13 protein-coding genes are annotated in these 14,476 nt (G+C 41.7%); 9 read left to right on the top strand and 4 right to left on the bottom strand.

Annotated features, from left to right (window positions below):
- The first annotated feature begins 528 nt into the window (after positions 1-528).
- From GJU40_RS19110 to GJU40_RS19100, 3 genes are read left to right on the top strand one after another with little or no spacing between them, the layout of a single operon-like run.
- The gene (locus GJU40_RS19110) at positions 529-1,062 is read left to right on the top strand and encodes a sigma-70 family RNA polymerase sigma factor (protein ID WP_154309650.1); all 534 of its coding nucleotides are present in this window, start codon (positions 529-531) and stop codon (positions 1,060-1,062) included.
- A gap of 3 nt (positions 1,063-1,065) precedes the next feature.
- Positions 1,066-1,476 carry a PadR family transcriptional regulator gene (locus GJU40_RS19105; RefSeq protein ID WP_154309649.1) on the top strand — a complete coding sequence of 137 codons (411 nt, stop codon included), beginning with the start codon at positions 1,066-1,068 and terminating at the stop codon, positions 1,474-1,476.
- Positions 1,477-2,730, top strand: a complete 1,254-nt coding sequence (locus tag GJU40_RS19100) for an FtsW/RodA/SpoVE family cell cycle protein (protein ID WP_154309648.1) — start codon at positions 1,477-1,479, stop codon at positions 2,728-2,730. It begins immediately after the preceding gene.
- Positions 2,731-2,894: 164 nt separating this feature from the next.
- Here the strand turns inward: GJU40_RS19100 and hxlR are convergent, their stop codons facing one another.
- Positions 2,895-3,275, bottom strand: coding sequence for a transcriptional activator HxlR (hxlR, locus tag GJU40_RS19095; protein ID WP_154309647.1), 381 nt, complete (start codon positions 3,273-3,275; stop codon positions 2,895-2,897).
- Between the two features lie 204 nt (positions 3,276-3,479).
- Between hxlR and hxlA the strand changes: the two genes are divergently transcribed.
- The 6 genes from hxlA to GJU40_RS19065 all read left to right on the top strand — a co-directional run bounded on the left by hxlA (position 3,480) and on the right by GJU40_RS19065 (position 9,931).
- Complete coding sequence (hxlA, locus tag GJU40_RS19090; protein ID WP_154309646.1) at positions 3,480-4,112, top strand: 3-hexulose-6-phosphate synthase; 633 nt, start codon at positions 3,480-3,482, stop codon at positions 4,110-4,112.
- 2 nt (positions 4,113-4,114) lie between these two features.
- A complete protein-coding gene (gene hxlB, locus GJU40_RS19085; RefSeq protein ID WP_154309645.1) occupies positions 4,115-4,669 on the top strand; it encodes a 6-phospho-3-hexuloisomerase in 555 nt (184 codons plus the stop codon).
- Positions 4,670-5,267: 598 nt separating this feature from the next.
- The gene (gene galU, locus GJU40_RS19080) at positions 5,268-6,149 is read left to right on the top strand and encodes a UTP--glucose-1-phosphate uridylyltransferase GalU (protein ID WP_154309652.1); all 882 of its coding nucleotides are present in this window, start codon (positions 5,268-5,270) and stop codon (positions 6,147-6,149) included.
- Between the two features lie 15 nt (positions 6,150-6,164).
- Positions 6,165-7,604 (top strand): hypothetical protein, encoded by a 1,440-nt coding sequence (locus GJU40_RS19075; protein ID WP_154309644.1) that lies wholly within the window; start codon positions 6,165-6,167, stop codon positions 7,602-7,604.
- Positions 7,597-8,688, top strand: coding sequence for a tetratricopeptide repeat-containing glycosyltransferase (locus tag GJU40_RS19070; protein ID WP_154309643.1), 1,092 nt, complete (start codon positions 7,597-7,599; stop codon positions 8,686-8,688). Before GJU40_RS19075 ends, GJU40_RS19070 begins: the two co-directional genes overlap by 8 nt.
- Before the next feature lie 49 nt (positions 8,689-8,737).
- Positions 8,738-9,931: a tetratricopeptide repeat-containing glycosyltransferase gene (locus GJU40_RS19065; RefSeq protein WP_154309651.1), complete on the top strand. Its 1,194-nt coding sequence runs from the start codon at positions 8,738-8,740 to the stop codon at positions 9,929-9,931.
- Positions 9,932-10,177: 246 nt separating this feature from the next.
- Here GJU40_RS19065 and GJU40_RS19060 read toward each other — a convergent pair whose 3' ends face one another.
- Genes GJU40_RS19060 through GJU40_RS19050 form a run of 3 tightly spaced genes read right to left on the bottom strand, consistent with a single transcriptional unit; the run spans position 10,178 to position 13,853 of the window.
- On the bottom strand, positions 10,178-11,242 hold the full coding sequence (locus GJU40_RS19060; protein ID WP_154309642.1) for a Ger(x)C family spore germination protein: 1,065 nt from the start codon (positions 11,240-11,242) through the stop codon (positions 10,178-10,180).
- Positions 11,239-12,363 (bottom strand): GerAB/ArcD/ProY family transporter, encoded by a 1,125-nt coding sequence (locus GJU40_RS19055; protein WP_154309641.1) that lies wholly within the window; start codon positions 12,361-12,363, stop codon positions 11,239-11,241. Before GJU40_RS19055 ends, GJU40_RS19060 begins: the two co-directional genes overlap by 4 nt.
- The gene (locus GJU40_RS19050; protein ID WP_154309640.1) at positions 12,363-13,853 is read right to left on the bottom strand and encodes a spore germination protein; all 1,491 of its coding nucleotides are present in this window, start codon (positions 13,851-13,853) and stop codon (positions 12,363-12,365) included. The genes GJU40_RS19055 and GJU40_RS19050 overlap by 1 nt, the downstream gene beginning before the upstream one ends.
- Positions 13,854-14,476: the final 623 nt, after the last annotated feature.

Genomic DNA, 14,476 nt, shown 5'->3' with positions numbered 1-14,476 from the left:
CATCCAGTTGGATCGAATACAAGCCAGCTAGCTGCATAAACCCATTTTAAAAAATCCAAATTCAAACCTTGGGGGGCCTTTTTTTGCTTTTTAAGACAGCACAATCCTCAATTTTCGTATAAATTCCGCCTAAGTACCTAAAAAACCAATAAATGGATGATTTTCAGCAGCTTAAGCGGAATTTATTCCCTTATTTCCCCTATAAAATGGCCTATTCTGAATTTAACCGGATTTCTTACGCTTATTTTTTCTTTGTCGTGACATGTGGCCTCTTGTGAATATAGAATTGTTCTACTATCCTGAAGATGCTATAACAAACGGGGGTGTTTTGTTATACTATCTTTCAAAATCAGCGAGATCGTATAACAAAGTAAGCCTCTTTGTTCTACCATTTTCAAAACCACCCCCATAATTCCTCCAAAACCGCCCCAAAATCCCTTCCCACTTCAATAAAAATGAAAAACCACAAATCCTAAAAACTTTTTCCATCCATGCATCGTCTATAAAGAATAGAAAGGGGGATCTGACATGGAGGAGATACTATCATGTGCTCTGCATACAGAAGAAAAGGATGTCTTGATTGATGAATTAATGAAGATGTACGGTCAGGATATTTTGCAGCTGGTTTATTCTTATGTGAAAGATAGATCAGCAGCTGAGGAGCTGACTCAGGATATTTTTATCAAGAGCTACAATTCCCTACATACATACAGCGGTAAATCCAAGCTGCGTACATGGCTTTGGAAGATTGCGATTAATACATGCAAGGACTACTTGAAAAGCTGGTATAGAAGAAATGTAGTTGCGGGTGAACTTGATTGGGAGAGCAGGCTGAGATCGGCGGAAGATGTGGAAGCAGAGGTAATGAAAAGAGACACGGACGATATGCTGGCAGCAGCTGTCATGGAGCTGGATGTGCCATACAGGGAAGCAATCTATCTTTTTTATTTTCAGGAAATGAAGCTGAAGGAAATTGCTGAGGTGACAGGAATCAAAGAAAACACCGTCAAAACCAGGCTAAAGCGGGCAAAGGAATTATTGAAAAAAAGACTGGAGGAATAAGCAATGGAAGACAGACTGAGAGGGTTAAAAGCATCGCTTAGGAACACAGCGTTTAACGGATTGGAATTTACTGATTATCACCGAAAAAAAATCAACCGTGAAATAAAAAAGCAGGCTGAAAGAGATGAAGACATTCTTCTGGCAGTTCTTCAGCTGCTAACAGTGGAAAAGAGTGGATACGAGCTTGCAAGTCAGCTGCGCAGCAGAGGAATTACAAAATTTGAAGATCATGAAGGGTTTTTATATTCGCTGCTTCACAAGCTGGAAAACAAACACATTTTGCAGGCGGATTGGAAAGAAAATGCAAAGCTTTATACACTGAACAATAAAGGGCGCAAGCTGCTCACCAAAGCGGAAAAAGAGAATAAGCGGCATCGTTTCTCCTTACATGAGCTTTTGGAAGGAGGAAGCTGAATGCTGCAATCAAAACGCACATTCCTGGAAAGGGTGATCAGTCAGATTGTATCAAAGGAGGCCAAAAAATTTGTAGAGGAAGAGCTGGACTACCATCTGGCACAAACAAAAGCTGATTGGCTGAAAAAGGGATTATCTGAAGAACAGGCTGAAGAAAAAGCTGTAAAGCAAATGGGCAATCCCGAAAAGCTTGGTGTTCAATTGAATTTGCTGCACAAACCGAGGGTCGACTGGGTTATGGTATGCCTCCTGATTGCTGCTTTGCTGCTGAGCTTTCTGCCTGTCATTGCAATGCCTGGGGATGGCGTCAATGTGAACAAAATGATTTTTGTACTCCTGGGACTGCTGGCAGTTCTGCTGTTGGTGATGATCGATTACAGACATCTCCAAAAGCTATCATGGCTGTTCTATGCAATGGGATTTCTGCTCTTATTTCTTTTGCTGTACGCTCCTTTTGCAACTACCATTAATGGAATTCCTTTTCTTCCTGTTGGAAGTACACAAATAGGCAGCATAGCCGCCCTGCCATTGTTTTATCTGGCATTTTCATCCCTTTTTATCAATGAGAAAATTAACAAGTGGCTGTGCTTCATCATAGCGTTATTTCCTATGTATTATCTTCTCCTCCTCCCATCCATTACAACCGCGTTTTTATACATTGTGATGACAGGTGTGATGTTTATATGGAGCAGCAGTAATAAAAAACGGGCTGTCATCACTGCAGGAATAGGGACATTGGCCTTTGCAGCAGTGGCTGCGGCAACTTTTGGGTCACTTCATGAGTATCAGCGTGCACGCATCCTCAGCTTTATTCATCCGGAGACCGATCCTCAAGGGAGGGGATATATTTACTTGAAATTAAAGGAAGGAGTTTCTTCTTCAAATTGGATGGGAACTTCCGGCAGCACCAGCATTCCTGAAAGTCATACTGATTTTGTACTAATCAGCATTGCCCAAACATACGGGCTGCTTCTTGTCATGCTTCTTTTAGTAATTCTGAGCTTGTTTGCGGTCAGAATGGTGCAGGTGCTTCACCTGGTTAAAGAGCCATTTGGAAGAATGCTGATTGCTGGTGGAATGACAATATATCTGACACAGCTGCTTTACAATGCAGCAATGGTGTTTGGATTTCTACCAATTACAGGCATCTCGCTCCCGTTTATCAGCTATGGCCTCATGCCAATCCTGCTGCACTCAGTCATAGTAGGAGTAATCCTAAGCGTTTATCGGAGAAAAGATTTAATTAGAGTGTAGAAGGCGGAAGTCCATTAGCCACGGGGTGCCGACCGGCTTAGATCGGCAGCCCTGTGCGTTGAAGCTGGACAATATAAAGCGGAAGCGCCCGCTCAGCGGCTTATAAACATTTTCTTACCAAGCAAATAAGGGCTCATTGCAGCCCTTTTTGTTTGCCTGTTATATCATTTCATCTGCGGCTCAGGTACAGAGTTTTCGGCAACAGTCACGTCTACCTTTGCAGTTTCCATATATTCTTTTCCCCACAAATACATAGCGTCCAAAATCGGCATAAGCGTTTTTCCTTGTTCGGTCAGGGAGTATTCTACTTTTGGAGGGACAACCGGATACACTTTTCGCCTCACAATAGAGTCTTCCTCCAGTTCCCGAAGCTGATTGACGAGCATTCTTTGTGTGATGCCCGGCATAAGTGCTTTTAGCTCTCCAAACCGTTTTGTTCCTTCTTTTCCGAGATGCCACAATATCAGCATTTTCCATTTTCCGCCGATAACAGAGAGCGTTAGTTCTTTTTCACAATTAAATATTTTATCTTTCATGCGTGACATCGTGTTCCTCCTCAGGTGCAGTACGATAGTATACTTTTAGGCACTATGTAAAAAAAAAGTGCGTACTTTAAACATTACACCATACATTATATACTTTCAACTATCAGCGAACGAAAGACTCTCATATGCTGATGCATTATTACGGTTTTCGAAGGGTAATGATATAAGGAAAGGTAACTACTTATCAACTAGGAGGAATTGGACATGGAACTACAATTAGCATTAGACTTAGTAAACATCCCGGAAGCAATCGAGGTTGTGAAAGAGGTTGAAGAACATATTGATATTGTGGAAATAGGGACTCCTGTTGTGATTAATGAAGGCCTACATGCAGTAAAAGCTGTGAAAGATGCTTTCCCTAATTTAAAGGTACTTGCTGACCTGAAAATTATGGATGCTGCCGGCTATGAAGTAGCTCAGGCTTCTCAAGCAGGTGCAGACATTGTAACCATTCTTGGTGCAGCAGAGGATGCTTCTATTCAGGGTGCTGTGGAAGAGGCGAAAAAGCAAGGCAAAAAAATTCTTGTAGATATGATTGCTGTAAAAGATCTTGAAGGCCGTGCAAAGGAATTGGACAGCATGGGCGTTGATTATATATGTGTTCATACAGGCTATGACCTGCAGGCAGAAGGAAAAAACTCTTTTGAAGATCTTCAAACAATCAAAAGTGTTGTAAGCAATGCAAAAACTGCAATTGCAGGAGGAATTAAGCTTGAAACTCTTCCTGAAGTTATTAAAGTTCAGCCTGATTTAGTCATCGTAGGCGGAGGCATTACTGGACAGGACGACAAAAAGGCTGCTGCTGAGCAAATGCAAAAGATGATTCAGCAGGGGTAAATATGAATACTACTCAGTATTTAGGAAGTATCCTTGATGAATTGCGGATCTCTGAAACCATATCAGATTCAGATGCCGAAACGCTGATACATGCAGTGCTCGAAGCGGACAAGGTTTTTGTTGCCGGTGCAGGAAGATCAGGCTTTATGGCAAAATCGTTTGCTATGAGGCTTGGGCATCTCGGTATCCCTGCCCATGTACCCGGCGAGACAACCACGCCCGGTTTTGAAGAGCGGGATTTGATGATCATTGCTTCAGGTTCAGGAGAAACGAAAAGCCTTGTCAGCATGGCGGAAAAAGCGAAAAGTCTGGGTGGAACAGTTGCTGCGGTGACCATTTCCCCTGATTCCACTATCGGGAACCTGGCTGACTTAAAAGTGAAAATGCCTGGTGCTCCAAAAGATCAATCAGGTGACAGCGGGGAAACCATTCAGCCAATGGGCTCGCTGTTTGAACAGCTTCTGCTTCTATTCTTTGATGCGCTCATTTTGAGAATCATGGAAAAGAAGGGCATGAACACCAAAAAGATGTATGGTAAGCATGCCAATTTGGAATAAAGGAATTGTAAGCACGTCTGGGGATCTCCCGGGCGTGCTTTTTTTGAATCTGTTTGATATTTGAATGCAGCTGCCTGCTTTTTTAAAGAAGACTCAGATGTTGGATACCTCACAAAATGCTGAGAAAGCTGGTAAGCATCTCAGCTCAAAAATAGAGGTAACATTTCCGCTAAAGTAAAAAATACCAGAAAAAAAGCCGTCAATAGACGGAGGTGTTCCGGCTATTGACCTCCAGAAGCATGAAAAGAAGGGTTTTTCATTAGATAACCGGAAAAGCTGTTCCTATTTTCCCTGTAAGCAGCCTTTTACTGGACTTAACCGGAAAAGCTCCGTTAATTTCGTTCATCTGGAATGATGTCAATATTATGAAGAAACTCTATATGTCAAAGTTGTTTCTTGCTCTTACTGCAATAAACCTTCTACTTAACAAACGACAGGATTTCCACAGCACACTCCCGTTATTTTTAACTCCCTCATGTTTCTTTCAGCTTTTCAATCCCGTAAAACGGTCCCCTTTTCTGCCCTTTTCTTGTTCCTTTTGTTCCCTTTAAGTCTCCAGAAAATATGATGGTAACAGGGAATGTAGGAGGGATGAATGTTGAAGATTAGAAAAGCGATTATTCCTGCTGCCGGATTAGGTACAAGGTTTCTTCCGGCGACCAAGGCGCTTCCAAAAGAAATGCTTCCGATCGTAGATAAACCAACGATTCAATACATTGTAGAGGAAGCGGCGGCCTCGGGAATAGAGGATATTATCATTATCAGCGGTAGAGGCAAAAGGTCAATTGAAGATCATTTTGATCAGTCGTTTGAACTGGAAGCGACCCTGCAGGACAGAGACAAGACAGATATTTTAAGGGAGGTGCAGAGCATCTCCAGCCTGGCCAATATTCATTATGTCCGTCAGAAGGAAGCCAAGGGGCTTGGGCATGCGATTTATTGTGCAAGAAGTTTTATTGGAAAAGAACCGTTTGCCGTTTTGCTCGGAGACGATATTGTCATGTCGGGAGAACCGGCTCTGCAGCAGCTGATTTCCGTTTATGAAACAACAAAGACGCCAGTGATTGGCTTGAAAAAAGTAGAAGAAGAGGATGTTTCCAAGTACGGAATCATAGAAACTTGCGAGTCTCCTGAGGATACAAAGGATATTTGTATAAAGGGACTGGTTGAAAAGCCTAGAATAGAAGATGCTCCTTCCCGCTATGCCATTCTAGGCAGATATATTTTATATCCGGAAATTTTTGATATTTTACAGCATCTTCCTCCAGGTGCAGGAGGAGAAATACAGCTGACAGATGCTTTAAATATTCTCAATCTTTCCCAGCCGATTACAGGTACGCTGATTGAGGGAGAAAACTATGATATTGGCAACAAATTTGGATTTATCAAAGCTACACTTGATTTTGCCTTGAAAAGGCAGGATTTACGAAGGGAAACGCTGGAGTACATCGGCCGCATTCTTGATGAACATCAATCCTGAAAAAGGGGGATCAGCATGTTTTTAACCTATAACTTCGGAGAGCGCTGGATAGAGCGCCTGGCAAAGCGCTACATCTCAGCAAGTGAGAATCCTATCATATTTGCCGATATTCTTGGTCCTTTTGATAAGCTCCTTCAAACATTCACCTCTGAAGGCCGGACCATCGAAGCTGCCGAAGCAATATCAATAGATGAATATCAGGAAAAGGAATACAGTGCGGTGCTGCTTGGTTCCTCGCTGCTCAGTCTGGAGGGTGAAGAAGCGCTGAGGCTCATTGACCGTTTCTTTTCAAACACCGGACTTCTTCTTCTGGCTCTTAAACCCGGTCAGGATCATAGCTGGGACTACAGAGAGCTTTCATCGCATCTGCCGCCAAACCACCTTTCCTACACCTGGGAAGATACGCACTATTATGCTGCTGCCAACCCAAATGTGGAAGGAGCAGAAGAAGCACTCTCTAAGGCTTTTCTTCCCAGTATCGCAGTGTACGGCTATTATTACAATCATGGTGAAGAAAAGCTGAAAAAATTTCTGAATTCAGCAGCAGAAGCAGATGAAATTATTCTTTGCAACGGCGGCTTTTCGGAAAATGCAAGGCTGGAAGCAGATGCTTTTCAGCAAACTCACCCGCATTTTCAAAGTCACCGTATCTATCTGTCTCCCTGGCGCCATGATGATGCAAAAAATACAGCACTGGCTCTCGTTTCTCCCGATATTGATATTTGCATCTCGTTACACGCTGATCAGTATTTAGAAAAAGGATGGAAAAGAATATTGCAAAGTCAGTGGGAATACGGGGTAACCAGGTATTCACACGATTCAGCTATTCTCAACGAAAACGGTGATGAGCTGAAAGGAAAGGAAAACAGCGTTCATCACCGCTTTGGCTATACTTGGCGGCAGCCTATTCATGAGACATTAGTGAATTATATTCCTGAAATAGAAAAATCACTATCATTCTTTACAGTGTATCAAGAGCTTCCTCAAAGAAAAACACATGACCTGACTCTTCTGAAAGCAGCTGTAAAGGAAAACAAAAGTGATTGGAAGGCGTGGGGCTATCTGGCTGCATGCTATGCAGATATCAACTTGCTGCAAGAAGGAGAGTCAGCTTTGATGAACGGGCTGCGCACAGAAGGAAGTGATCAGGCTTTTCTGTATTTTATAGACTATCAGCTTGCGAAAAAAGTGAAAGACGTTAGGAGAGCTCTGATTTCTTTAAATCTCAGTATTGCTCATTTGTCGGAGCGGCGGGATTACTATGCTGAAAAGGCAGCGTTTCTTTTCCAGCTGGAAAAGTATTTTGAAGCCATGCTTGCCTACAAGGAAGCTGAAAACTTAAACATAAGAGTTCCTGACCATCACGATCTGCCTTGGGTATGGGGCAGCAAGTTTGAAGAACTGGGAATGTTGATAAAGGATAAACTCGCAAAAGAGGGTTTTGGCGATGAATAAGCTGAAAGTTGCTGTGTATGCAGTTTGCCGGAATGAAGCCGAGTTTGTAGACAGATGGGTGAATTCAATGGGGGAAGCCGATCTCGTCATTGTCGCAGATACAGGTTCGACAGACGGAACAGTTGAAAAGCTGAGAGAAAGAGGCGTTGAGGTCAAGAGTGTCAGTGTTCAGCCTTGGCGTTTTGACATGGCAAGAAATGCAGTGCTGAATTTTATTCCTGATGATTTTGATGTTTGCGTTGGAACGGACATGGATGAAGTATTTGAAGCAGGCTGGAGGGAAAAAGTTGAAAAAGCCTGGGCTCCGGGCACCAACCGTCTCAGGTATATGTTTACATGGAGCTTTCATCCAGACGGTACACCTGATAAATATTTCTGGTTTGAAAAGATGCACAGTAAGCACGGCTACAGATGGGTCCACGCGGTTCATGAAAAAGTTCACTATTATGGCGAAGGTACTGAAACGTATGTAACAGACGGAAGCGTTCGGTTGAACCATTATCCTGACTGGTCCAAATCAAGGGGACAATATCTTGCGCTGCTGGAAGTAGTCATGAATGAGGAACCTGATCAAGACCGGCACATGTTTTGGCTTGGCAGGGAGTACATGTACTATGGCATGTGGGATGAGGCAATTGACAGACTGCAAAAACATCTGGAAATGCCAAGTGCGCAGTGGAAAGAAGAGCGTGCCGCCTCCATGCGGTACATCGCAAGATCATGGCAGGGAAAAGGGGACAATGAACTAGCGAAGCAATGGTTCCTAAACGCGATTGCACAGGCGCCGAATGCAAGGGAATCTTACGTGGAAATGGCCAGGTTTGCTTATCAGTTTCAAGATTGGCCGGCTGTTTACCATATGGTGGAGGAAGCCTTGAAAATAACAGAAAAGCCTGTCTCTTACCTAAATGAAGGATTTGCGTGGGATTGGTATGTATATGATATCGGTGCCATCAGCTGCTATTATCTGGGCCTTTACTCAAAGGCGGAAGAATTAGCCATAAAAGCGCTGAATCTGTCGCCTGAAGATCAAAGGCTTAAAAACAACTTGAATCTTATCCACCAAAAGCTGGATAAAGCATAAGGAAAAAGGAGACATCTTAGTGAAAACATCAAAGAGCGTCTGTCTTTGCATGATTGTAAAAAACGAAAGCAGAATTATTGAAAGATGTCTAAATGCGGCAAAGAAAGCAATTGATTATGTGTCTGTCTGTGATACGGGATCTACGGACGGTACCCCGGATCTAATCAAAGCATGGTGTGAAGAAAACGCTATTGAGGGAGTGGTTCATCATGAACCCTTCAAGAATTTTGGCCACAACAGGACGCTGTCTGTTCAGCTCGCACAGCAATCCTTTCCGCAGGCGGATTACCTTCTGCTGCTTGATGCAGATATGATCTTGGAAATCCATGAGCAATTCGATAAGTCCAACTTGGACCAGGATCAATATTTAGTGATGCAATTTAATCAATTTATAAAATATTGGAACACAAGGCTGCTGAAGAGCTCTCTTCCCTGGAGATGTGTGGGCGTTACCCATGAATACTGGGATATAGATGCAGATAAGCTGAAAATAGACGGCAGCAGTTTTGCCCTGCAAAAAGGAAATGTAAAAGAATTGGTGATCAATGATAGAGAGGACGGAGGAAGCAAAAGCGATAAGTTTGAAAGAGACAAAAGGCTTTTGCACGAGGGACTGGAGGATCCGGCAACCCCTGACGGCCTGAGGACCAGATATTTGTTTTACCTTGCACAAACGTATTACTGCCTCGGTGAACTACAGGACGCAATAGAATGGTATAAAAAGAGAGTTGAAGCCGGAGGATGGGCTGAAGAAGTTTTTTACTCTCTTATGCAGGTCGGTCTTTCCTATCAGCAGCTTGCCGGCAGAGCGGAAGAAGAGCGGAAACTGATCATCAATGCTGGAGAGGAAGTCAGCAGCAAAGTGCTGACAGCACTGGCAGACGCTCAGGAAAAAAATGCTGCCATGGCAGCCAGCTATTATAAAAAATCGTATCAATTCAGGCCTTGGCGTGCAGAGCCCCTCTATTTTCTTGCCAAAATGCACCGGGAAAATGCAGAAAACTCTCTTGCCCTTCTCTATGCGATAAAGGGAAAAGAAATTCCTTTTCCACAGGACGATCTTCTGTTTGTGGACTACCGAGTATACGAGTATCTGTTTGACTATGAAATCTCCATTGCCGGCTACTATGTACCTGAAAAAAGAGAGCTCGCCAAGCTTGCTCAAAAATCACTGGAAGGCAAGGTGGATTCTCTCCCTGCGAATATTGCGGACGTTGTAAAGAGAAACAGCCAATTTTACTGAATGGCTCCCCCGGCATATGTTCGGGGGGTTTTTGTGCACTTTTTACTCGCTGCTGGGATGTAGTCGGAATTTTAGAATAGGGGTGGGATTTGTTCTCGAATTTTTCGGATAATCTAGTGTGTACTAGTATTAATAAAAGTTGAAAAGGAACTTTTTCCTTTAAAAAGAAGCAGGCCCCATAATCCAAATAAAAAAGCCGAATTCTTTAGATGGAATTAGACTTTCCTCTTCTAAAAATCATCCCTCTTAGATGGATAATGGTTCAAGTTGCAGGTGGCATTCAACTTTAATATTTGCACTTTCCCAGAACTTGCGCCAGTCTTCCTCTGACATGGGCTTTGAAATAGGTGTTGTTGCTTGCCGTCCAATTTCAAGGGGATCTACTTTTAATTCTTGAAATTTTTTCAGCAGTGAAACATTTTCCTCTTTCAAATAACTCTCAATCTCGTCAATTAATTGATAAAAGCTTTCTTTGCTGTCCAAGCTTTCTTTGCCATGGTATTCATCTATATTTCCCCGATAGTGAACTTTTAAAGTAACAGTATTGTTAGCCAGATTTACTTGTGTTTCAACCTTTGAACGGACTTCGCCCAAAGACACATCCAAAGGATCGATGACCATGTTCTTAAGGGATTTTGAGGGGCTGAGAAGCTGGAAAAATTGGTCTTGCTCCTTATCTATCTGCCCAACAAGCTTTCCGTTCCTGAATAATCCGGTTCCCTCATAGTTGAAATGATCTTCTTCCATATTAAATACCGGTATAAATGGATCTGAAAAAGGAGTGTAGAATTTCTCCATAAATTCATGAATATCTGTAACCGTAATCTCCCCTTGATTATCCCTTTCGTAATGCTTGAGCATCCTGTAAAGATAGTAATCGAGATCTTTCTGCTTTTTCATTTGTTTATTTACAAACGATTCAATATCACCTTTCGTAACCACGAGAAAAACACGATGCGAAACTTCCTGATCGGTTAATAACATGTCTATGAGGGATACAATTCCACTATTTGCAATTTTTTCATCAATAAAAAGCACTCTCAGCTGCCCCAGCCTAATCTCACGGTAGTACTTCATATTAAATTCTTTTCTAGCCTGCTCTAACAGTTTGACTTCAGCGGAAAAGAATTGTCTTTCTTCGTCTAAGGCAGGAGGAACCAGTGTAGAGACTGCTATATTCCCTTTATCTTCTCCTTCTTTAACAGTCAAAAAGGTGACAGGTGCAATTTCCTCTACTGTATTCTTCTGATTTGTAAAAGAACAACCCGATAAAAGGCATATAAGAGACAACAAAATAATAAGTTTCTTCATGAGCGGGATCGCCTCCTCTTCAATTTGTTGGCAGCAAAGAGGAGAGACGGAACGAGTAAATAAGTAAGGGCTCCAGTCCATAATTGCACGTTTGTCAATCCGTTAAGTTCCTTCCCTTCCCTCCAAAAGACCTGATCTATTATCATAAGGCATACCAGGACAAGTAAGCTGACTGCATATAAACTTTTGCGTGAAGTCCCCTTATGCTGGGTTCCTGCAGAAATTCGAACAGCACCATATAAGCAAAGGAGAAAGAAGGAGGCAAAGAAAACATATTGGAACATTTGCAGAGAAATCATGATGATTTCTACTCTCTCAAAAACAGGAGTCTGAAGGTATTTAACCATATTAATAACTGGAAAATTGATTTTTCCCAAGTACGGCGATCCGAAAAAAAACAGACAAGCGATAAAAATTACAGAATATTGCAGTATTGATAGAAAGTTGGCCATGGATAAATATTTCAGGGTCTTCTCTTTTGAATTGATCCATGGCAGCAATAGAATTAAATACTCCGGGCCTGATAAAGAGGACCAAATCAATAAGGTCCCTTTCCAAGGATCATGAGCCAAATCAGATGGAATCAAAGGATATAAATCATGAATATCTGCAATAGGGGGAAAGAGATTCGGTACATAAAGAAAGATTATCCAAAATGTACAAAAAAAAGCAATAATACTGAAGCGGAGGGTTTTATCCATTCCCTGACTGGCAATATAGGTGCTTACCAGCATAATAAAAAGTATCAGCCAAGGCCGCTGTATGGATGGAAAAACAAATAAATGGACAATTTCAGCGTATCCAAGAACAATAAAACATAATTTGATTAAAATGACAGCCATCCCTGTAAACGCGATTATCCTAAGTTTTCCTTCGCCTAAAAGTTTGACGAATCCTTCGTATCCTTGCTGTGGGTCCATATAAGACAAGCTCTTGGCTAAAATAAACAGGTTCAGTTGAGACAGGATTCCTATTGCTAAAATTCCGAAGAAGAAATACGAATGCTGCAGTATCTTTGGTAACAATAAAACAAAATAGAGCAGGTGGGATTGATGTACAAATGTAATGATAAAGCCATTTCCCAAGTCAGATGTCTTATCAAATAATTTGATTTCCCCCATTACTTGTCATCTCCTTGGTTATATCTCCACTTAAAGAGAGGATGCACATATTTGGGACGCTTTTTCATCCACGTAAGAGGGGCCCGAATAATGGTATCCATCCAATCCCTCCAATAAAGTGGTGCAATCGGAGCTAAATATGGCTGCTTCAAGCTTGTTAGCCCATTTAGGTGTGCGAGCATGTAAACCAAACCTAACACGATTCCCGGAATGCCGAGCAATGAGGCTAAAATTAAGAATCCAAATTGAATCAATGTGTTTGTCTTGCTAAGCAAGTAATTGGGAACTAAGAAAGAAGAAACTGCAGCTACCCCTACCAAAACAATAAATACTTTGCTTACAAAACCAGCTTCAACAGCTGCCTGGCCGATTACTATACCTGCAATTGTCCCTAGAGTTGTGCTCGTTTTAGTAGGCATCCGTAAGCTGGCTTCCTTAATGATCTCCAGCACCGACAGCATTAACACCCCTTCCCAAAAGGGGCTAAAAGGCAATTTACTCCTTGATTCCAATAAAACAAACAGAATCTGAAGCGGGATTACCTGATAATGATAAGTGGTTAAAGCCACATATAGAGGAATTAATAAAATGGACAACACGTAGCTGACATAGCGGAGGCAACGCAGAAAGCTCGCTACTAACCACCTGTGAATATAGTCTTCAGGTGATTGGAAAAGATGAAAAAAGGTAATAGGTGCAACTAAAGCAAAGGGTGTATTAGCCACGAAAATCACAATTTTGCCCAGCCCGAGAGAATAGGCACAATGATCCGGCCTGTCAGTCTGTTGAAATTGAGGGAAAACGGAATGAATATGATCCTCCATAAACGCAGCTAAATTTGACTGTTCCAGAATCATATCAAAATCTACTTTTGAGATTTTTTTCCGAGCAATATCGACTATATCTGGATTAGCTATACCCTCTATATACAGCATGACAACCTTAGCTTTAGTTAGATAACCGGCAGAAAAATTTTCCGTTTTGAGTTCTGTTAGTGGAAGCCTTCTTCTAAGCAGGGTGATGTTCTGATCAATCTGCTCCGTAAAGCTGTCTTTAGGACCATATAAAATGGTTTCTGATTCAGATTGTTCAACACTTCTCCCTAAAGGATTTTCAAGCGGAACGGCCCACCAGTTACTCGTAGTGTCATGAAGAAGAACGTGGCCCTGCATCATTAACTTTTGCGCTTCATCTAGTTTGGTAACAGCAGTAGCCTTTGCAGCGGAAAAACAGATATATATCATTTTTTCTGAACAATTTTTGACCGGGTTAATGATGGATTCGTTTAATCTTTCCAAGTCTATCAATGTTCTAATATAAATAATCGTAACAATCCGGTCATTGTGGATTCTGTGTGTGATCAACTCTCCATCATCCATATTGGAAATCAAGTCCTTAAGAGTTTCAATCGATAAATGATCTTTTTTTTGAAGCAGCTTGTTGGCGCTTCCTTCTGTTTTATTCCGGATTTTTTTGGGTCTCCAAAACATGTAAGTTATCCTCACCTAAAATCTTAAATTGAATCTGCTCTAAAACTCTCCTGCAGTTCGAGGTTAGTCTGTCCGCGACGCCTCTTTTTATCCATCTTTTAAATGCAGAATATAAGTCTGACTATACAAAAAGTTATGGGAATTCCTATCTTCTTAAATGGGGAGCTGCGGCTTAGGATATTCAAAAAGCGTGGGAAAAAGATAGGTCAAAACAAGATAATGAGGCATCTTTGCTCTATGATTTCTAGAAAAAGCCAAAACAAACGTGGTGTCTTTGTTCTACTATTTCAAGAAATTTTCCAGATAGTAGAACAAAATAACGGGTTCAAATTTCGGATACAACTCATTTACAGGTTAAACAGGACGCTGCCTCGTTACGTACTCATTACATCAAGTCCAAAAGATTGACTATCAATTTACATGTATTTGACCTAAATAAATATGAAAACTGAAAGTGTAGAAATTGGTAAAGCCACTATACATATATAAACGGAGGAACTCCGCCTAATCAGAAAAAACAACTTAAATGGCCTGAAATAAAAGGAGGAATCAAACATGACCTACTGGTCACCGCCAGGAATGAAAATTGGTTTGATTCTTGTGCCACAAAAGAATTATATTTG

Origin of the sequence: Metabacillus lacus (genome assembly GCF_009674805.1) — a bacterium.
Taxonomy (GTDB): domain Bacteria; phylum Bacillota; class Bacilli; order Bacillales; family Bacillaceae; genus Metabacillus_C; species Metabacillus_C lacus.
This window is presented reverse-complemented; position numbering and strand designations above follow the sequence as displayed.